This is a genomic window from Gillisia sp. Hel1_33_143, assembly GCF_900104765.1.
GTDB lineage: Bacteria > Bacteroidota > Bacteroidia > Flavobacteriales > Flavobacteriaceae > Gillisia.
This window is the reverse complement of sequence record NZ_LT629737.1, coordinates 2,772,724-2,793,525: the sequence shown is the minus strand read 5'-3', so window position 1 is coordinate 2,793,525 and position 20,802 is coordinate 2,772,724. Positions and strand designations below refer to the sequence as shown.

Sequence of the window (20,802 nt, the reverse complement as noted above, 5' to 3'; positions counted from 1 at the left end):
CCAGATGAGTAATAAAAAAAGCGGCATAATTTTACCAAGATAAGTCCAAGCCGCAGTTAAAACATTCAAATAATATTTACTCTCATATCTAAACAACGAAGTTTCCCAAACAGGTCCGTCAGGGAAAATTTCGTATAAATAAAATATATAAGGTGAAAAAGCTATTAAAAAGGCAATAATACTACCCGTTAACAGGAACCCTGATGGTTGATCTATCAACCGCTTGTTTTTTGATTGGGTCATTATGATTTGAGTTATCAGAAGTTGAAGTTACACAAAAAGTTGCTCCAAAAATTGCTGCGGCGAAAATGATAGCTTTAAGTTTCATAATAGTATTGTTTTAAGGTTATATGATTTGTTTTGTTATGATTTCTGAAGCAAACCTATAAAATTATAAAACACTAATATTAAATACGTTAATTGTACCTTTGCGCCCTTTTTCGGGCCCCTAAACTGCTATTTTTATGTTAAAAATTCTTTACAAAATTAAGTTAAAAATCAATATATTTCGTTAACCAACGATTAAAAATAATTAATAGCTTTCAAATTAACAATAAAAGTAATAATATTCTTACAACTACAAAAATTGCTTTTTTATTAATTTTAAGATTTTATTAACACAACTTTAACATTCTTAACCCTTGTTCATCGATCCTTAACTCTAATTTTTGGGTAGGGAAATCAAGTAATTTTGAAATATTTTGGGGCCATTCTATCATTTTCCAAGAATCTTTATTCAGATAATCTTCAATTCCCATATCTAAAGCTTCATTTTCATCTTCAATTCTATAAAAATCGAAGTGATAAATACTGCCTTCCTTAGATTCATATTCATTTACCAAAGAAAATGTTGGACTTGAAACAGAATCTTTAGATCCTAATGCTTTAATAAGAGATTTTATGAGCGTAGTTTTTCCAGCTCCCATTTCTCCGTAGAAGAGTAACGTTTTGCTTTTAGCATTGTTTATAATGCGCTCTGCTACACTATCAATATCTGATAACTCGTAAGTTATGGTCATAAAGAATTAGATTTTTGGCGATGTAAAGATATGTAATTAATTATTATCTAGGTGATAGCGTAATAAATGGGATGATCATCTCCTCCATAGAAACCCCTCCATGTTGGTAGGTATTTCTAAAATAATGTACATAATGATTGTAATTATTTGGATAGGCAAAGAACATATCTCCCTTAGCAAATATAAAAGAGCTACTCATATTTATAGTTGGTAGATGTATGGTTTTAGGATCTTTTGCTGCTAATACATCCTTATCTTCATAAGTTAGACTTTTTCCCGTTTTGTATCTTAAATTAAGACTGGTATTCTTATCTCCTATAACTTTAGAAGGATTTTTCACATTAATGGTTCCGTGGTCTGTAGTAATGATTAATTTAAAATTAGATTGCTGCGCCTGTTGAATGATCTCCAATAGCGGGGAATTCTTAAACCAGCTTTGAGTTAAAGATCTATAAGATTTATCATTAGATGCCAATTCTTTGATCACTTCCATTTCTGTTTTGGAGTGGGAAAGCATGTCTACAAAATTATAAACAACCACAGTGAGATCATTATCTTTCTGAGTCTTAAAATTTTCAACTAATTTCTTACCTGCTTTTAAACTCGAGATCTTATGATATTCACATTTAAGATCTAATCCCAGTCTTTTTAATTGAGCTTCCAGAAACTCTTTTTCATGCATGTTCTTGCCTCCCTCTTCTGTATCATTTAACCAGTAATCTGGGAATAGTTTTTCCATTTCACTAGGCATTAATCCAGAGAAGATTGCGTTTCTGGCGTATTGAGTGGCAGTAGGTAAAATACTATAATAAGCAGATTCTTCTTCTTTCTTATAATAGTTATTTATTATAGGTTCAAAAGATTTCCATTGATCATATCTTAAATTATCTACTACTATTAATAGAGTGGGTTGTTCTTTATTTATCTGTGGAACTATCTTATTTTTAAAGATCGTATGAGACATTATAGGTGCATCTGCTTTTTTCTCGAACCAAGTAGGATATTCATGATCTATAAACTTACAGAATTGATTATTAGCTTCTAATTTTTGTGATTCTAATATCTCGAACATTCCACTATCCTCAATATTTTCTAACTGCATTTCCCAATATATTAGGCGCTGATAGAATTCTGCCCATCCTTCAAAAGAATTTATAGAAGACATGTCCATTGCTATTTTTCTAAATTCCTGTTGGTAATTAGAAGTAGTTTTTTCTGAGATCAATCTAGAATGATCCAAGTTCTTTTTTAAACTTAATAGAATCTGATTGGGATTTACCGGCTTAATTAAATAATCTGCTATTTTAGATCCAATAGCATCTTCCATAAGGAATTCTTCTTCACTTTTTGTGATCATCACAATAGGAAGGTCAACATGTTTTTCTTTAATTTCAGATAAGGTCTCCAATCCTGTTAAACCGGGCATATTTTCATCTAAAAAAACAATGTCAAAATTCTCCTTCTCAATTTGTTCTATGGCTTCCATACCACTTCTACATGTGGTAACATTGTAATTCTTTCCTTCAAGAAAAATTATATGTGGCTTAAGCATATCAATTTCATCGTCTGCCCAAAGTATTTTTATCTGATTCATTTTGTTAAATTTTATAGCGTCTCACGTCATATTATATATGAAGCGTAGTGCTTTTTGTTATAAAAGTCCATTATGGACTACATATATGTATATTTGCTTTAAATAATAAACGATTTTAAGCTTGGCAGCAACTACTAAACTCAAAATATTTAACGATCCAATTTACGGTTTTATTACTATTCCGAGTGAGCAGATCTTTAAGATTATTGCACATCCGTACTTTCAAAGATTGCGCCGTATTTCTCAAATGGGTATGTCTTATTTAGTATACCCGGGAGCTCATCACACAAGATTTCACCACGCATTAGGTGGTTTGCATTTAATGCAAAGAGCTATAGAGATGCTTAGAATTAAAGGTGTTAAGATCTCTAAAGATGAAGAAGAGGCCTTAGAGATAGCTATCTTATTACATGATATAGGTCATGGCCCATTTTCTCATGCTATGGAACATAGTATAGTAGAAGGAGTGTCTCACGAACGAATTTCATTGCTTTTTATGGAGCGTTTAAATGCCGAATTTAACCAAAGTTTAACGCTGGCCATAGAGATCTTTAAGGGCACGTATTCCAGAAAGTTTATGAATCAGCTAGTATCTAGTCAGCTAGATATGGATAGATTAGATTATTTAAAGAGAGATAGTTTTTACACGGGTGTTCCTGAGGGAAATATTAATAGTGAACGCATAATTACCATGCTTAATGTTGTAAAAGACGAGCTGGTTATTGAGGAAAAAGGAATATATTCTGTAGAGAAATTCTTAGTTGCCAGAAGATTGATGTATTGGCAGGTTTACTTGCACAAAACAGGGGTTGCGGCAGAGCAATTATTAATTAGAGTTTTAATGAGAGCTAAAGAACTTATTGAAAAGGGTGAAGAACTAAATTGTAGCAAGCCACTTAAGTTCTTTCTTCAAAATAAGATAAGCTTACAAGATTTTAATAATGATGTTCTGAATACGTTCTCTAAACTTGATGATTACGACATTATTTCAGCAATGAAAATATGGACAGATCATGAAGATTTTGTGCTTAGAAATTTAAGCGAAATGCTTCTTACTCGAGATCTTTTAAAAGTTAAGCTGAAGAAAAAGCCAATTAATAAGAAGAAATTAGAAAAGCATAAACTAGCTTTTCAAGAGAAATATTCATTAAGTGAGAACGAAGCTGGATATTTCGTTTTTAGCGGAGACATCACTAATGTAGCATATTCCAGTGGAAATGATAAAATACAGATCTTGCATAAAAATGGAAAAACTAGCGATGTGGCTATCGCATCAGATCAATTGAATCTGAAAGCCTTATCGGCTCCGGTCACTAAATATTATATCTGTTATCCAAAGACCAAACATTAACGCATTTTTTTTACTTTTGCCAGAATGAAATTTACTGCAGCACAAATAGCCGAGATTTTAGAAGGAACTGTTGATGGGAATCCAGAAACGGAAGTTTATAAATTGGCAAAGATCGAAGAAGGCACAGAGGGTTCACTAACCTTTTTGAGCAATCCTAAATATACATCCTACATATATTCTACAAATGCTTCTGTAGCAATTGTAAAAGATGACTTTTTTATTGAGGATAAAATAGAGACCACATTAATAAGAGTGAAAGATCCCTATAAGGCTTTTTCAACCTTATTAGAATATTACAATCAGGTAAAGCTTAATAAGAGTGGTATTGAAGAACCTAATTTTATTGCAGATTCTGCTAGTTACGGTGATAACCTTTATTTAGGAGCTTTTACATATATAGGGAAGAATGTGAAAATTGGTAATGATGTAAAGATCTATCCAAATTGTTATGTTGGAGATAATGTAGTAATTGGAGATAATACAGTACTATTTGCCGGTGTAAAAATTTATTCTGAAACTGTAATTGGAAATTCTTGTACGCTTCATGGTGGAGCCGTGGTAGGAGCAGATGGTTTCGGTTTTAATCCTGGAGAAACGGGTGAATATAACAAAGTTCCACAAATTGGGAATGTTATTATTGAAGATAATGTAGATGTTGGAGCAGGTACAACAATAGATAGAGCAACATTAGGTTCTACTATAATTAGAAAAGGTGCCAAATTAGATAATCAGATCCAGATTGCGCATAATGTAGAGATTGGTAGTAACACCGCTATAGCTGCACAAACAGGAATTGCTGGTTCTACCAAGATTGGTAAGAACTGTTTAATTGGAGGTCAGGTTGGTATTGCTGGTCATTTAATTATAGGAGATAGAGTGAAAATTCAAGCTCAAAGTGGTATAGGTAGAAATATTGACAATGATGAAATGATTCAAGGATCTCCCGCAATTGGATATGGAGATTACAATAAATCTTATGTACACTTTAAGAATTTACCGAAAATAGTAGATAGGTTAAACAAACTAGAAAAAAAACAATAGAATGGCTGATATTCATTCAAAACAGCACACCATTAAAAATGAAGTTACTTTAAAAGGAGTAGGACTTCATACAGGTAAAGAGGTAAAAATGACCTTTAAACCTGCTCCGGTAAATACTGGGTATGTATTTAAAAGAGTAGATCTAGATGATCAACCAATTATTGAGGCAGATGCTTCTTATGTGGTAAATACTCAGCGAGGAACAAATCTTGAAAAGAATGGAGTGAGCATTCAAACTTCAGAGCATGTATTAGCAGCTTGTGTAGGTTTGGAAATTGATAATATAATTATAGAGCTAGATGCTTCAGAGCCTCCAATTATGGATGGTTCTTCAAAATTCTTTGTAGAAGCATTAGAAGAGGCTGAAGTTGTAGAGCAAGATGCCTGTAGAGACGAGTTTATCATTACTGAGGTGATATCATATAAAGATGAAGAGACCGGTAGTGAGATCATGATCATGCCAAGTGACCATTATCAGGTTACCGCTATGGTGGATTTTGGGACAAAGGTACTTGGAACTCAAAATGCTTCTATTCAAAATCTTTCAGAATTTAAAACTGAAATTGCGAATGCAAGAACATTTAGTTTTCTTCATGAAATAGAAACGTTGCTGGAACACGGTCTTATAAAAGGTGGAGATCTTAATAATGCTATTGTTTATGTAGATAAAGAGCTTAGTCCGGAAACTATGGATAAGCTTAGAACAGCATTCAATAAAGATAATATTTCAGTAAAGCCAAATGGAATTTTAGACAATCTTACCCTGCATTATCCAAATGAGGCTGCAAGACATAAATTATTAGATGTTCTTGGAGATCTTGCGCTTATAGGAACTAGAATTAGAGGTAAAGTTATAGCTAATAAGCCAGGACATCAGGTAAATACTGAATTTGCAAAGAAACTTGCAAAACATATAAAGACAGAGCGTAGAAATAATTTTCCAAGGATAGATTATGATAAGCCACCATTAATGGATGTTAATGATATCATGAACATCTTACCTCACAGGCCCCCATTTTTATTGGTAGATAAGATCTACACCCTAACAGAAAATTGTGTTGTGGGAATGAAGAATGTTACTATGAATGAACCATTTTTTGTAGGCCACTTTCCGGGAAAACCAGTTATGCCTGGAGTACTACAAGTAGAGGCAATGGCTCAAACAGGAGGGATTTTAGCATTAAAATCTGTACCCGATCCTGAAAATTATCTTACCTACTTCATGAAAATTGATAACGTAAAATTCAAACAACAGGTAGTTCCTGGAGATACGTTAATTTTTAAGCTAGAATTGTTAGCTCCAATTAGACGCGGAATTTGCCAAATGCAAGGTTATGCCTATGTTAATGGGAAATTGGCAACAGAGGCTATTTTAATGGCCCAAATAGTAAAATCTAAATAAATTAAAATGAATCAACCCTTAGCATATGTGCATCCGGGAGCCAAAATAGCAAAGAATGTGGTTATTGAGCCATTTACCACTATACACAATAATGTGGTAATTGGCGAGGGAACATGGATTGGATCTAACGTTACCATAATGGAAGGTGCAAGAATTGGTAAGAATTGTAATATTTTTCCTGGGGCAGTAATTTCTGCTATACCACAAGATAAGAAGTTTAATGAAGAGGAGACCACTACAGAAATTGGTGATAATACTACTATTAGAGAGTGTGTTACCATAAACAGAGGTACTTCAGATAGAATGAAAACAGTTATTGGTAAGAATTGTTGGATTATGGCGTATTGTCATATTGCGCATGACTGTATAATTGGTGATAATTGCATATTCTCTAATAATAGTACCTTAGCAGGGCATATTAATGTAGGAGATCATGTTATATTAGCAGGAATGACTGCAATTCAGCAATTTTGCAGTATTGGTAATCATGCTTTTGTAACTGGTGGTTCTTTGGTAAGAAAAGATGTGCCTCCATTTGTGAAAGCCGGTAGAGAGCCACTTTCGTATGTAGGTATTAATTCCATCGGTTTAAGAAGAAGAGGTTTTACCACAGAAAAAATAAGAGAGATACAGGATATTTACAGAATTTTGTATCAAAAAAATTATAATAATTCTCAGGCAGTAGCTATTATTGAAGCTGAAATGCAAGCCACCGCAGAGAGAGATGAGATCTTAGAATTTATAAAGAATTCTCAAAGAGGTATCATGAAAGGATATTTTAGTTCAAATTAATAAATACACATAATGGCAAGTACAAGTGATATTAGAAATGGTTTATGTATTAGATATAACCATGATATTTATAAGATTATAGAATTCTTACATGTAAAACCTGGAAAAGGACCAGCATTTGTAAGAACTAAAATGAAAAGTGTAACTACCGGTAAAGTTCTAGATAATACTTTTTCTGCTGGACATAAAATTGAAGATGTACGTGTAGAAACTCATAAATTTCAATTCTTATATAATGACGGAGAATTCTATCACTTTATGAATGTTGAAGATTATACGCAAATTAGATTAGTAGAAAGCGCTTTAGATATGCCTCAGCTTATGAAAGAAGGTGAAGTTGTAACTATTCTTATTAATACAGAAGATAGTATGCCACTTTCTGTTGAAATGCCTGCAAGTGTTGTTTTGGAAGTAACTCATACAGAACCAGGTGTTAAGGGAAATACGGCTACCAACGCCACTAAACCTGCAACTTTAGAAACCGGAGCAGAAGTTAACGTTCCACTTTTTATCAATGAAGGTGATAAAGTAAGAATTGAGACAGATAAAGGTACTTATAAAGAAAGAATTAAAGAATAACAACCGTTATTTAATACCTCAGAGATCATGAAGTTTCCCCAGCAGCATACGCTTAAGCAAATTGCTACCATAATTTCTTCGGAATATGTGGGCGATGCAAATTTTCCGGTTTACGGAATGAATGAGATCCACGTTGTAACAGAAGGGGATATTGTTTTTGTTGATCATCCAAAATATTATGACAAAGCACTTAATTCTGCTGCAACAATTATTTTGATCAACAAAGAAGTACCTTGCCCGATTGGGAAAGCGTTACTTATTTCTAATGATCCTTTCACAGATTTTAATAAGCTTACAGAATATTTTAAACCCTTCGAAAAGTCTTCAGAAGAGATTTCTGAATCTGCTTTAATTGGAGATAATACTATTATTCAACCTGGTACTTTTATCGGTAACAATGTAAAAATTGGCGATAATTGTTTAATTCATGCCAACGTAAGTATTTATGATGATACTATTATAGGTAATAATGTTATTATTCATGCCGGTACCGTGCTTGGAGCAGATGCCTTTTATTATAAAACCAGGCCTAACGGATTTGATAAATTAAAATCTGGCGGACGAGTTGTAATTAATCATGATGTAGAGATTGGAGCTCTTTGTACTATAGACAAAGGAGTTACAGGTGATACCTTTATTGGTGCCGGTACTAAAATTGATAATCAGGTTCAGATAGGTCACGATACTATTGTAGGTAAAAAATGTTTAATAGCCTCACAAACCGGAATTGCAGGGTGTGTTATTATTGAAGATGAAGTTACTATTTGGGGTCAGGTTGGAATTAGAAGTGATGTAAGAATTAGAAAAGGTACAGTGCTATTAGCTCAAACCGGAGTTTCTAAATCTACAGATGAGAATACAACATATTGGGGAACACCTCACGGAGAATCTCGAACAAAGCTGAAAGAATTTGCTGCGGTAAAAAAATTACCGAGTATAATAGATAAATTAAAATAGGAAAACTATGAGTTTTAGCGAAAAGAAATTAGTAGAAGAATTTTACTTGTCAAATTTTTATAAAAATCCAGACGAAGTAAAAGACTATTTGCATCAAGACGCTGAGCTTTATTGGAATAGTGGAGCAGGCTTCAATAAAATGACTTTTAATGATGTGATGAATCTTAGTACAGAGATGTCTAAATCTTTTGATTCATTAAGAGCAGAAATTAGCCATTTGCTTCAGGATAAGGATCAAGTAACCATAAGGTTTACCTATTACATTAAAACCATTGAGAATCCGGATGAAGAAATACCTATGGCTCATTTCATAGCTATTTGGAAGATCAAGGATAATAAATTATATAAGGGTTATCAAATAAGTCAGCCAGGAGATGAAACTCCAGATAATTTGAGCTCTTTTCTAGAAACAAACTAATAAAAAGCCTTTAGGGTTTATATTTAAAAAACTACTTTTGTAGCGCAAAAATTAATTACAACTATGAGTGTTTTAGTCAATAAAGATTCAAAAATAATTGTTCAAGGATTTACTGGAAGTGAAGGTACTTTTCATGCTGAACAAATGATAGAATATGGTACAAATGTGGTTGGGGGAGTAACTCCTTCAAAAGGTGGTCAAACTCACCTAGACAGACCTGTATTTAATACTGTATCTGATGCTGTTAATGAAACTGGCGCAGATGTTTCTATCATTTTTGTACCGCCAGCTTTTGCTGCAGATGCAATTATGGAAGCTGCAGATGCCGGAATAAAAGTAATTATAACTATTACAGAAGGAATTCCTGTAGCAGATATGATTAAAGTAGCAAATTATATTCAAAACAAGGATTGTAGATTAATTGGTCCTAACTGTCCTGGTGTTATTACTCCTGGAGAAGCTAAAGTTGGCATTATGCCAGGTTTCGTATTCAAAAAAGGTAGTGTAGGTATCGTTTCAAAATCTGGAACTTTAACTTATGAAGCTGCAGATCAAGTTGTAAAACAAGGTTTAGGTATAACTACAGCTATTGGTATTGGGGGAGATCCAATTATTGGAACTGCCACTAAAGAAGCCGTAGAGCTTTTAATGAATGACGATGAAACTAAGATCATCGTTATGATTGGTGAAATTGGTGGACAATTAGAGGCTGACGCTGCACAATGGGTTAAAGCTAACGGAAATAAGAAACCTGTTGTAGGATTTATTGCTGGAGAAACTGCTCCTGCAGGACGTACTATGGGACATGCTGGTGCTATTGTTGGAGGAAGCGAAGATACTGCTCAAGCTAAGAAGGCAATTCTTAGAGAGAACGGAATTCATGTAGTAGATTCTCCTGCAGAAATTGGTAAAAAAGTTGCTGAAGTTCTTAAAGGAGCTTAAGACACAGTATATTTATATAGATTGATCCTCTTGAAATGCTGAAAATAGGCAATTCAAGAGGATTTTTTATTTTAAAGCATTTGGCTTTTGTTATATTTGAATTAAGATTGAAAATTTTGCAGTTCTGAGAGAACTCTGAGTGGAGATCTAGATGTAAAATTGATATTTAGAAATTATAGCTCCAAGAGATCATTTGGAGATAGAACTAACCAAAGAATTAATAAGAATGAAATTATTAGAAGGGAAAAACGCCATAATTACCGGAGGAAGCCGAGGAATTGGAAAAGGAATTGCTGAAGTATTCGCTAAACATGGAGCTAACGTAGCTTTTACGTATGCATCTTCTGTAAGTGCGGCTAATGAATTGGAAAAAGAATTAACCGCTCTTGGAGTAAAAGCTAAAGGTTATCAATCTAATGCAGCCAATTTTGAAGAAGCGCAAGAGTTAATAAAAAATGTAGCTGCAGATTTTGGGCAGATAGATATTTTGATAAATAATGCTGGAATTACAAAAGACAATCTTCTGATGAGAATGTCTGAGGAAGATTTTGATCAGGTTATAGATGTGAACCTGAAGTCAGTTTTTAATATGACTAAAGCAGTTCAACGTACCATGCTTAAGCAACGTAGTGGAAGTATTATTAACATGAGTTCTGTAGTTGGAGTTAAAGGAAATGCTGGACAGTCTAATTATGCGGCCTCAAAAGCAGGAATTATAGGATTTTCAAAATCTATGGCGTTAGAATTAGGTTCTAGAAATATAAGAACTAATGTAATTGCACCTGGTTTTATTGAAACAGAGATGACAGATAAGTTGGATGAAAAGACGGTGCAAGGCTGGAGAGATTCTATTCCATTAAAAAGAGGAGGAAGCCCGGAAGATATTGCAAATGCATGTGTCTTTCTTGGAAGCGATCTCAGCAATTATATAACAGGGCAGGTTTTACAGGTTAACGGAGGAATGTTAACTTAGGTAGATGTCATTAACTACTATTTTATTTATAGCCCTAGCCGCGATCTTCGCACTAGGGTTTGTTTTTTTTAAGTACTTCTATAGCAATAATAAAAGATCAGCTAGTTTATATTTCTTATCAACTTTATCTTTTATAAGCATATTTACCTTGCTCTTGCTATTAATAAATCCAAAGGTTGTGGACGAGCAATTTGAAATCGTAAAGCCTAGATTAGATGTATTGGTAGATAATTCTATATCTATAGCGCATCTTAAACAAGTAGAAATAGTTTCCTCATTTTATAATAAGATCATAAGAGATAAAGAAATCAGTGAAAAATTTGAATTGAGATCTTTTAGCTTTGGAGAATCTTTAAATTTAATTATCAAGGATTCTTTGCGCTTCCAAGAACATCAGACGAATATTAATAAAGCATTATTAGAGGTAAATAAAACTACTAACCAGAGTAATTCTGCCATAGTATTAATTACAGATGGCAATCAAACAGTAGGAGAAGATTACAGTTATTTTAAAGCAGAAGCTAACACTTCCGTTTATCCTATTATTGTTGGAGATACTACCTCCAGCCCAGATCTATTTATTTCGAATTTAAATGTAAATAAGTACACGTTTTTGAACAATGAGTTTCCGGTTGAACTAATTATAAATTATTCCGGGGAGAATTCAATGACTACAACTCTTACTGTAACTTCTGAAGAGAAGGTTTTAAAAAGCAAAATAATACAATTTAATAAAGGAGAATCTTCTAAGGTGATATCTTTAAATATGAACGCTAAGAGTATTGGTACTCATATTTATAAAGTTAGTTTAGAACCTATATCAGAAGATAAGAACTTCAACAATAACATTCAAAATTTTGCAGTGGAGGTAATAGATGAACGTACTTCTATACTTATAGTAAGCTCGGTACTACACCCAGATCTTGGAATGTTAAAAAGATCTATTGAAAGTAATCCACAGAGAAAAGTCAAAATTAGTTCTATTGAAGATTTAGATAAATCTCAATTATCTGAATATGAACTAGTTATATTATACCAGCCAAACAATTTATTTAAGCAGTTCTTTGAGGAAATTGAGGAAAAGAAAATTAATAATCTGTTAATTACCGGAATTCAGACTGACTGGGGTTTCTTAAATTCTCTGGATATTTTTATCAGCAAAGCTTTCTCTAATCAAAATCAGGATTACCAATCAATTTATAATAATAGCTATTCACAATTTCAATTTGATGATATTGATTTTAATTCTTTTCCGCCATTAGAAGATAAATTTGGAAGACTTAATTTCAAAAATAGGAACTATCAAACTTTATTGTTTAAGGCAATAGATGGAATAGAAATTCAAGAACCTTTATTATTTACATTTCTCAGTGATAATCAGAAACATGGAATTTTATTAGGAGAGAATATATGGAAATGGAGAACTCAATCTTTGGTAAAATCTGGAGATTTTAAAGCTTTTGATACTTTTTTCGGAAAATTTGTTCAATATCTATCTTCTACCTCCAATAAGAAAAGACTAGATATTGAGGTAGCGTCATCTTATAAGCAGAATGAAGATATTCAATTTTCTGCTCTTTATTTTGATAAGAATTTTCAATTTGATGCAGGGGGAGAACTTAATTTAAAATTAATAAATAACTCTGGTGAGATCTTAGAATCTGCTATGGTCTTGCGCGGGAATGAATACGTTTTTAATGCTTCACAATTACCTCCTGGAGCATATTCGCTCTACTTAAATGAACTGCAATCTGGGTTAAGTTTAGAGAAATCCTTCACTATCATTGAATATAATGTAGAAGAACAATTTACTAGTGCAGATATTAATAGACTTAAAAAATTGGCTCACGATAATCTTGGTGTTGCTTATACAACTGATCACTATGAAACTTGGAAACATCAGCTTTTAAAGGAGAAACGCTTCGTAAGCGTGCAGAAAAGCCGTATAAATATTGTATCTTTAATCAATTGGAAAATTCTCTTAACTATACTTATTTTAAGTCTTGGAATTGAGTGGTTTACCAGAAAATATATCGGATTAATTTAATAATCAATAATAAAATTTACTTATGAATAATTTTCCAAAAATTGGAATACCTGCGCTTATCATTTTAGTAATTCTAATCATAATAGTTGCTAAATCTACTGTAACAATAGATTCCGGTCAGGCTGGGGTTCTTTATAGAACTTTTGATGATGGTGTTGTTACAGATGAACCTCCATTAAGTGAAGGTTTTAATATTATTGCACCCTGGAATAGAGTTTTTATATATGAAGTAAGACAACAATCTTTAGATGAAGAAATGCAAGTGCTTTCTTCAAACGGTTTAGAGATTAGACTTGATGCATCTATATGGTTTCAGCCAACTTATAATAAATTAGGTGCTTTGCATCAAGAAAAAGGAGAAGACTATGTAAAAAGAGTATTACAACCTGCGGTAAGATCTGCAACTAGAGCAGTAGTAGGAAGGTATATACCAGAGCAACTTTACGCAAGTAAGAGAGAAGCGATTCAAAAAGAGATCTTCGATGAAACTCAAATTTTGTTGAAAGATCAATACGTTCAGGTAAATGAAGTTCTAGTTAGAGATGTTTCTCTTCCTCAAAATATTAAAGAGGCGATTGAACGTAAATTAAGACAAGAACAGGAATCCTTAGAGTATGAATATAGATTAACCAAAGCTCAACAAGAAGCAGAAAGACAACGTATTGATGCTGAGGGTAAAGCCAAAGCCAACCGAATTTTGAGTGAGTCTTTAAATGACCAGATTCTTAGAGAAAAAGGGATACAGGCCACGGTGGAATTATCTAAATCTCCAAATGCTAAAGTGATAGTTATTGGATCTGGTGATAGCGGATTACCAATAATTCTTGGTAATAATTAATAGGAACAAATCATAAAATTTAGCAAAGCTAGTTTGAAATTTAAAATAAATATTTAGATTTGTAACACAAATGAGAACAATACAATTACATCATCATCATTTTCATTACTGCGCTCAGGCGAGGTGAATTTGATATGTTGTAGTATTACATATTTTCAAAAACCCGTTTGAGTAGTTCAAACGGGTTTTTTATTTCCTTTTTGTAACTGCTCATTTTAATTAAATTAAAACTACCAATTCAAAAAAAAACTAAAAATGAGTAAAGAAAAATTAAGAATAGCAATTCAAAAATCAGGTCGACTTAATGAAGATTCTTTAAAGATCTTAAAAGAGGCAGGAATATCTATAGATAATGGTAAAGAGCAACTTAAAGCATCTGCTCAAAATTTCCCTTTAGAAGTTATGTATTTAAGAAACGGAGATATTCCACAATATCTTAGAGATGGAGTAGTAGATATAGCTATTCTAGGAGAAAATGTACTAATAGAAAAGGGTGATGACATTCTAAGAGGAGATAAACTAGGATTTTCAAAATGTCGTGTTTCTTTGGCGGTACCAAAATCAATGAAATATCAGGATATCCAAGATCTAAATGGAAAAAAGATAGCTACTTCTTACCCAAATACCGTTAAGAATTTCTTAGCAGAAAAAGGTATAAGTGCAGAATTGCATATTATTAACGGTTCTGTAGAAATAGCACCAAATATAGGTTTGGCAGATGCTATTTGCGATATTGTGTCTAGCGGAAGCACACTTTTTAAGAATAATCTGAAAGAAGTGGAAGTGATGTTAAAGAGTGAAGCGGTACTAGCAATATCTCCTAAAATTTCTGCAGAGCGCAAAGCGATTCTTAGCAAATTAGAATTCAGATTAAGATCTGTTTTGAATGCAAGAACGTCTAAGTATATTTTATTAAATGCTCCTAATAATAAGATTGATAACATTTTAAAATTACTTCCCGGAATGAGAAGTCCTACAATTTTACCATTGGTTGAAGAAGGATGGAGTTCAATACACACCGTAATTAAAGAAGAACGTTTTTGGGAGGTGATAGATGAGTTAAAAGAGAATGGTGCTGAAGGAATTTTGGTTGCTCCAATCGAAAAAATGGTAATATAAAAGCGATGGAAAAGATTTATAACTCAACGAAATCAGATTGGGCAGATATTTTAAAAAGACCTACCCAAACCGTTGCAGATATTGAAGCTACGGTTACTGATATTTTTGCAGAAGTTAGAAGTAAGGGAGATGAGGCAATAAAGAAATACACGAATCTCTTTGATGGAATTCAGATAGAAGATCTAAAAGTAACTTTAAGTGAAATAAACAACGCAGAAAAGGAAATTACTGATGAGCTGAAACAAGCAATCTTACTTGCAAAAAGTAATATTGAAAAGTTTCACAAAGCACAAACAACAGGAAAGATAGAGGTCGAGACTTCTAATGGAGTAAAATGTTGGCAGGAAAAAAGACCTATTCAAAAGGTAGGTTTATATATTCCTGGAGGTAGCGCTCCGTTATTCTCAACTATTCTTATGTTGTCTATTCCAGCAAAACTTGCCGGCTGTAAAGAAATAGTGCTGTGCACACCACCAGATAAACAGGGAAATATAAATCCGGCCATACTTTATGCGGCAAAACTATGTGGTGTAACCGAAATCTTTAAGATAGGAGGAATTCAAGCCATTGCTGCATTAACTTTTGGAACAGATTCGGTTCCTGGAGTTTATAAAATTTTTGGACCAGGAAATCAGTTTGTAACCGTTGCTAAACAAATAGCTACGAAATACAATGTAGCTATAGATATGCCAGCAGGGCCATCTGAACTTTTAGTAGTAGCAGATAAGTTATCTAATCCGGCATATGTAGCTTCAGATCTTCTGAGTCAGGCAGAGCACGGAGCAGATAGTCAGGTAATTTTAGTGTCTACTTCTCGAGAGCTAATAGATAAGGTGGAGATTGAAATAGAACAGCAGTTAGAACAATTGCCACGAAAGGATATTGCGAGCAAAGCTATTGCAAACTCTAAATTGATATATGTAACTAGTAATGAAGAGGCTTTGGAGCTAATTAATGAATACGGTCCGGAACACTTTATAATCAATACCCAAGAAGAGGATTTTTTTATAGATGGTGTGGAAAATGCCGGTTCTATTTTTATTGGAAAATATACTCCAGAAAGCGCAGGAGATTATGCTAGTGGAACCAATCATACCTTACCTACCAACGGATATGCAAAGCAGTATAGCGGAGTTAACTTGGATAGTTTTATGAAAAGTATGACCTTTCAGAAAATTGATGAAACGGGTATTAAAAATATTGGTAAGGCAATAGAGATTATGGCAGAAGCAGAAGGTTTGCAAGCGCACAAAAATGCCGTTACTTTAAGGTTAAACGATTTAAAATAAGGTATGCAGCAATTCAATTTAAATAATTTGGTTCGTGAGAACGTGGCAAAATTAAATCCTTATTCTTCTGCTAGAGATGAATTTAAGGATACAGGATCTGAAATGGTCTTTTTGGATGCTAATGAAAATCCATTTCAAACCGATGTTAATAGATATCCAGATCCACAACAAAGAGATCTTAAAGCGGCAATAGGTAATTTAAAAGGTATAAATACTTCAAAAATATTACTAGGAAATGGAAGTGACGAAGTTTTAGATCTGTTGTATAGAGCTTTCTGTGAGCCTAAAATGGATAATGTAATTAGTCTTCCTCCAACATATGGTATGTATTCGGTGCTTGCCAATATTAATAATATTGAAAATAGAGAAGTTCTACTTAATGATAGTTTTCAGCCAAATGTAGATGAGATATTAAATTCTGTAGATAAAAATACGAAGATCATTTTTTTATGCTCTCCAAATAACCCAACGGGAAATTCTTTTTCTAAGGATAAAGTAGAAAGAATTTTAACTGATTTTTCTGGACTTGTTGTAATAGATGAAGCTTATATAGATTTCGCAGACCAAGAAAGTTGGTTATTAGCATTGGAGAATTATCCAAATTTGATCATTACCCAAACCTTGTCTAAAGCCTATGGTTTAGCAGGAATAAGATTGGGAATATGTTACGCATCTTCAGAAATTATTACAATTTTAAATAGAATAAAACCACCTTATAATGTAAATGAACTCACTCAGAAAAGAGCGTTAGAGAGAGTTTTGAGCAAAGAAGAAGTAAAATTAGAAATATCCTCATTAATAGACCAGAGAGCAGTATTAATTAAAGAATTACTTCAGGTGAAATTTATCAATGAGATCTATCCTACAGACGCTAATTTTGTTTTGGTAAAGGTAGACAATGCTACGCAACGATATAATGAGTTAATCAATAAAGGCATAGTTATTAGAAATAGAACTACACAGCCACTTTGTAATAATACTCTAAGGTTCACTATTGGTAAGCGCGAAGAAAATAAGAAGCTAATCGATGCTCTTAAAGAGTTAGATTAGTGAAATAATTGTTTAAACAAATCCCTCTTCAATTTAAATTGAAGATTTATGAGTTAAGAATATGAAAAAAGTGTTATTTATAGATCGTGATGGAACCTTGATCTTGGAGCCAGACGATTATCAAGTTGACTCCATCGAAAAATTAGAGTTTTATCCACAAGCTCTATATTATCTTTCCAAAATTGCAAAAGAGCTAGATTATGAGCTGGTTATGGTAACCAATCAGGACGGCCTTGGTACAGAAGTATATCCAGAAACTAGTTTTTGGCCTATTCAAAATTTTGTAATAAAAACCTTTGAGAATGAAGGTGTCAGTTTCAAAGAGATTTTAATGGATAGAACTTTTGCAAAAGATAATTCTCCAACTCGAAAACCTCGAACAGGATTGTTAGAAGTTAAATATCTTGGCAATAAAGATTATGATCTTGAAAATTCATTTATGATTGGTGATAGGATGACGGATATGGAGTTCTCTTATAATTTTAAAGGGAAGGGAATTTTTATAGATTCTCATGCAGATCTGGCTACCAACGAATTGGAAAATGATACTTCAAAAATAGAAGACACTATCGCTTTAAGAAGTACTAGCTGGAAAGAGATCTATGAATTCTTGAAATTGAAAGATAGATCTGCAGAGATCACTAGAAAGACCAATGAAACAGATATCCATATCAAACTTAATCTTGATGGAACTGGGAAAAGTAAGATTTCGACGGGTATTGCTTTTTTTGATCATATGTTAGATCAAATAGCGCGTCATGGTAATATGGATCTTGAGGTAGCTGTAAAAGGAGATTTAGAAGTAGATGAACATCATACTATTGAAGATACCGCTATTGCATTAGGAGAAGTATTTGCGCAGGCTTTAGGAAACAAGCTGGGTATAGAGCGATACGGATTTTGCTTACCAATGGATGATTGCCTGGCTCAGGTAGCAATAGATTTTGGTGGTAGAAACTGGTTGGTTTGGGAAACCGAATTTAAGAGAGAGATGATAGGTAAGATGCCAACAGAAATGTTCTATCATTTCTTTAAATCTTTTACAGATGGTGCAAAGGCAAATTTAAATATCAAAGCTGAAGGATCTAATGAACATCACAAGATCGAAGCAATTTTTAAAGCTTTTGCTAAAGCCATTAAGGTAGCTGTTAAAAGAGATGCAAATAAAATGATTCTTCCTTCTACCAAGGGAATGTTATAACAGGAGTTAAAATTACCACAGATGAATCAAGATCAAAAGATCGTTATTATAGATTATGGTGCTGGAAATATTCAGAGTATAAAATTTGCAATTCAGAGATTAGGTCTGGAAGCTAATCTATCTAGTGATATAGCTGAAATTAATGCTGCAGACAAAGTGATTTTTCCGGGAGTAGGCGAGGCGAGCAGTGCAATGAAAATGTTAAGATCTACCGGTTTAGATCTAGAAATTCCCAATTTAAAGCAACCTGTACTTGGAATTTGTTTAGGAATGCAATTAATGTGTAATACTTCAGAAGAAGGAAATACAAAAGGTTTAGGCATCTTTGATGCAGAAGTTATCAAGTTCTCAAATCAGCTAAAAGTTCCTCAAATAGGCTGGAACACAATATTTAATCTTGAATCGGAGCTTTTTAAAAATGTTAAGGTAAATGAATTTGTGTATCTAGTACATAGTTATTACGTGGCAGAATGCGCTCAAACTATTGCTAGTACTACCTATGGTATTGAATATACCACAGCAATTAAGAAAAATAATTTTTATGGGGTTCAATTTCACCCAGAAAAGAGTAGCGATGCAGGAGAACAAATTTTAAAGAATTTCTTAGACCTATAAAAAGATAAATATGAGAATAATACCTGCCATTGATATAATAGATGGAAAATGTGTAAGACTTTCTAAGGGTGATTACAATACCAAGAAAATTTATAACGAAAATCCTTTAGAGGTTGCTAAGCAGTTTGAGTCTTACGGAATTAAGCATCTACATTTAGTGGATCTTGATGGTGCCAAATCCAAGCACATCGTCAATTATAAGATATTGGAGAAGATCGCCAGTAAAACTAAGCTAAGTATTGATTTTGGCGGTGGTTTGAAATCTGATAAAGACCTGCAAATAGCATTTGAATGTGGAGCGAAGCAAGTAACAGGAGGTAGTATTGCGGTAAAAGATCCTGATACTTTTATTTCTTGGTTAAACTTATATGGATCTGATAAGATTATCTTAGGTGCAGATGCAAATGATGAAAAAGTGGTTATAAGCGGATGGACAGAAGAATCTACGGAAGAATTGATCCCATTTATTAGAAGGTTTCAAAAATTAGGAGTTAAAAATGTGATCTGTACAGATATCTCAAAAGATGGAATGTTGCAGGGACCTTCATTCGAACTTTATAAAAAAATTTTAGCCCAAACTAATGGGATTGAAATGGGAATATCTTCTCCAGAACTAGAAGGATCAAACAAGCTAAATCTTATCGCATCTGGTGGAATTTCTACATTTGATGAAATTCCTCAATTAGAGGAAATTGGATGTGAGGGTGTTATAATTGGAAAAGCTATCTATGAAGGTAGAATTGAGATGAAACAGTTGGAAAAATATATCATGAACTCATACTAAACTATGCTTACAAAACGAATAATTCCTTGTTTGGATATAAAGAATGGTAGAACCGTTAAGGGGGTGAATTTTGTAGATCTTAGAGATGCAGGAGATCCTGTAGAGTTAGCTAAGATTTATGCAAAAGCTGGGGCAGATGAGCTAGTATTTTTAGATATATCTGCTACAGAAGAGAGACGTAAAACCTTGGCAGACCTTGTTTTTAACGTGGCAAAAGAAGTAAATATTCCGTTTACCGTTGGCGGCGGAATTTCTTCTATTGAAGATGTAGATATTCTATTACAAAACGGAGCAGATAAGGTTTCTATAAACTCCTCCGCCGTGAAGAATCCAGATCTTATAAATGAGCTAGCTCAAAAATTTGGAAGTCAATGTATTACCGTAGCAATAGATGCTAAAATGATTGATGATAAATGGATAGTGCATTTGGTGGGAGGTAAGGTACCTACAGAGCTAGATCTGTTTGAATGGGCTAGGGAAGTTGAAAAGCGAGGAGCAGGAGAAATCTTGTTCACCTCTATGAATAACGATGGTACTAAAAATGGGTTTGCTAATGAAGCTTTAGCAAAATTATCTGAAGAACTGAATATTCCAATTATAGCTTCAGGCGGTGCTGGAAATATACAGCACTTTTCTGATGCTTTTACCATTGGAAAAGCAGACGCAGCTTTAGCAGCTAGCGTATTTCATTTTAAAGAAATTGAAATAGTGGATCTAAAAGAAGAACTTAGAAAAAACGGAATTGCTGTTAGACTCAAGTGTTAATAACCATATACTAATATCAAGATAAG

General features: G+C 33.2%; 21 protein-coding genes. 18 read left to right on the top strand and 3 right to left on the bottom strand.

All coding sequences use genetic code 11. The annotated features are described in order from the left end of the window. Nucleotides 1–181 precede the first annotated feature (181 nt). From BLT84_RS16170 to BLT84_RS13010, 3 genes are all read right to left on the bottom strand, one after another. Nucleotides 182–328 carry a hypothetical protein gene (locus BLT84_RS16170; protein ID WP_172822427.1) on the bottom strand — a complete coding sequence of 49 codons (147 nt, stop codon included), beginning with the start codon at nucleotides 326–328 and terminating at the stop codon, nucleotides 182–184. Between the two features lie 286 nt (nucleotides 329–614). Next, on the bottom strand, nucleotides 615–1,019 hold the full coding sequence (gene tsaE, locus BLT84_RS13015) for a tRNA (adenosine(37)-N6)-threonylcarbamoyltransferase complex ATPase subunit type 1 TsaE (RefSeq protein WP_034893056.1): 405 nt from the start codon (nucleotides 1,017–1,019) through the stop codon (nucleotides 615–617). A gap of 43 nt (nucleotides 1,020–1,062) precedes the next feature. Beyond that, a complete protein-coding gene (locus tag BLT84_RS13010) occupies nucleotides 1,063–2,613 on the bottom strand; it encodes a bifunctional response regulator/alkaline phosphatase family protein (RefSeq protein WP_091266492.1) in 1,551 nt (516 codons plus the stop codon). Nucleotides 2,614–2,734: 121 nt separating this feature from the next. Here BLT84_RS13010 and BLT84_RS13005 point away from each other — a divergent pair, with 121 nt between their 5' ends. From BLT84_RS13005 to hisF, 18 genes are all read left to right on the top strand, one after another. Next, nucleotides 2,735–3,964 (top strand): HD domain-containing protein, encoded by a 1,230-nt coding sequence (locus BLT84_RS13005; protein WP_091266488.1) that lies wholly within the window; start codon nucleotides 2,735–2,737, stop codon nucleotides 3,962–3,964. A 24-nt stretch (nucleotides 3,965–3,988) separates the two neighbouring features. Beyond that, nucleotides 3,989–5,005 (top strand): UDP-3-O-(3-hydroxymyristoyl)glucosamine N-acyltransferase, encoded by a 1,017-nt coding sequence (gene lpxD / locus BLT84_RS13000; RefSeq protein WP_091266485.1) that lies wholly within the window; start codon nucleotides 3,989–3,991, stop codon nucleotides 5,003–5,005. 1 nt (nucleotide 5,006) lies between these two features. Next, nucleotides 5,007–6,407, top strand: coding sequence for a bifunctional UDP-3-O-[3-hydroxymyristoyl] N-acetylglucosamine deacetylase/3-hydroxyacyl-ACP dehydratase (locus tag BLT84_RS12995; RefSeq protein WP_091266481.1), 1,401 nt, complete (start codon nucleotides 5,007–5,009; stop codon nucleotides 6,405–6,407). A 6-nt stretch (nucleotides 6,408–6,413) separates the two neighbouring features. Further along, nucleotides 6,414–7,199 carry an acyl-ACP--UDP-N-acetylglucosamine O-acyltransferase gene (gene lpxA, locus BLT84_RS12990; RefSeq protein ID WP_034893042.1) on the top strand — a complete coding sequence of 262 codons (786 nt, stop codon included), beginning with the start codon at nucleotides 6,414–6,416 and terminating at the stop codon, nucleotides 7,197–7,199. A gap of 12 nt (nucleotides 7,200–7,211) precedes the next feature. Then, the gene (gene efp / locus BLT84_RS12985) at nucleotides 7,212–7,778 is read left to right on the top strand and encodes an elongation factor P (protein ID WP_034893039.1); all 567 of its coding nucleotides are present in this window, start codon (nucleotides 7,212–7,214) and stop codon (nucleotides 7,776–7,778) included. A 27-nt stretch (nucleotides 7,779–7,805) separates the two neighbouring features. Beyond that, complete coding sequence (locus BLT84_RS12980) at nucleotides 7,806–8,735, top strand: UDP-3-O-(3-hydroxymyristoyl)glucosamine N-acyltransferase (RefSeq protein WP_034893035.1); 930 nt, start codon at nucleotides 7,806–7,808, stop codon at nucleotides 8,733–8,735. Between the two features lie 7 nt (nucleotides 8,736–8,742). Then, nucleotides 8,743–9,153, top strand: a complete 411-nt coding sequence (locus tag BLT84_RS12975; protein ID WP_034893032.1) for a nuclear transport factor 2 family protein — start codon at nucleotides 8,743–8,745, stop codon at nucleotides 9,151–9,153. Between the two features lie 63 nt (nucleotides 9,154–9,216). Beyond that, nucleotides 9,217–10,095 carry a succinate--CoA ligase subunit alpha gene (gene sucD / locus BLT84_RS12970; RefSeq protein ID WP_091266477.1) on the top strand — a complete coding sequence of 293 codons (879 nt, stop codon included), beginning with the start codon at nucleotides 9,217–9,219 and terminating at the stop codon, nucleotides 10,093–10,095. A gap of 226 nt (nucleotides 10,096–10,321) precedes the next feature. After that, a complete protein-coding gene (fabG, locus tag BLT84_RS12965; RefSeq protein ID WP_091268229.1) occupies nucleotides 10,322–11,068 on the top strand; it encodes a 3-oxoacyl-[acyl-carrier-protein] reductase in 747 nt (248 codons plus the stop codon). 178 nt (nucleotides 11,069–11,246) lie between these two features. Continuing rightward, nucleotides 11,247–13,115: a vWA domain-containing protein gene (locus tag BLT84_RS12960; RefSeq protein ID WP_157717935.1), complete on the top strand. Its 1,869-nt coding sequence runs from the start codon at nucleotides 11,247–11,249 to the stop codon at nucleotides 13,113–13,115. A 22-nt stretch (nucleotides 13,116–13,137) separates the two neighbouring features. Then, the gene (locus BLT84_RS12955) at nucleotides 13,138–13,953 is read left to right on the top strand and encodes a prohibitin family protein (protein ID WP_034893024.1); all 816 of its coding nucleotides are present in this window, start codon (nucleotides 13,138–13,140) and stop codon (nucleotides 13,951–13,953) included. 255 nt (nucleotides 13,954–14,208) lie between these two features. Further along, a complete protein-coding gene (gene hisG / locus BLT84_RS12950; RefSeq protein ID WP_034893020.1) occupies nucleotides 14,209–15,072 on the top strand; it encodes an ATP phosphoribosyltransferase in 864 nt (287 codons plus the stop codon). A gap of 5 nt (nucleotides 15,073–15,077) precedes the next feature. After that, on the top strand, nucleotides 15,078–16,361 hold the full coding sequence (hisD, locus tag BLT84_RS12945) for a histidinol dehydrogenase (RefSeq protein WP_091266468.1): 1,284 nt from the start codon (nucleotides 15,078–15,080) through the stop codon (nucleotides 16,359–16,361). Between the two features lie 3 nt (nucleotides 16,362–16,364). Next, nucleotides 16,365–17,411, top strand: coding sequence for a histidinol-phosphate transaminase (gene hisC, locus BLT84_RS12940; RefSeq protein WP_091266464.1), 1,047 nt, complete (start codon nucleotides 16,365–16,367; stop codon nucleotides 17,409–17,411). Between the two features lie 61 nt (nucleotides 17,412–17,472). Then, nucleotides 17,473–18,612, top strand: a complete 1,140-nt coding sequence (gene hisB / locus BLT84_RS12935; protein ID WP_034893011.1) for a bifunctional histidinol-phosphatase/imidazoleglycerol-phosphate dehydratase HisB — start codon at nucleotides 17,473–17,475, stop codon at nucleotides 18,610–18,612. 21 nt (nucleotides 18,613–18,633) lie between these two features. Then, nucleotides 18,634–19,227, top strand: coding sequence for an imidazole glycerol phosphate synthase subunit HisH (gene hisH / locus BLT84_RS12930; protein WP_091266461.1), 594 nt, complete (start codon nucleotides 18,634–18,636; stop codon nucleotides 19,225–19,227). Nucleotides 19,228–19,237: 10 nt separating this feature from the next. Further along, nucleotides 19,238–20,011: a 1-(5-phosphoribosyl)-5-[(5-phosphoribosylamino)methylideneamino]imidazole-4-carboxamide isomerase gene (gene hisA / locus BLT84_RS12925; RefSeq protein ID WP_091266457.1), complete on the top strand. Its 774-nt coding sequence runs from the start codon at nucleotides 19,238–19,240 to the stop codon at nucleotides 20,009–20,011. Between the two features lie 3 nt (nucleotides 20,012–20,014). After that, the gene (gene hisF, locus BLT84_RS12920; protein ID WP_091266453.1) at nucleotides 20,015–20,776 is read left to right on the top strand and encodes an imidazole glycerol phosphate synthase subunit HisF; all 762 of its coding nucleotides are present in this window, start codon (nucleotides 20,015–20,017) and stop codon (nucleotides 20,774–20,776) included. The last annotated feature ends 26 nt before the right edge of the window (nucleotides 20,777–20,802 follow it).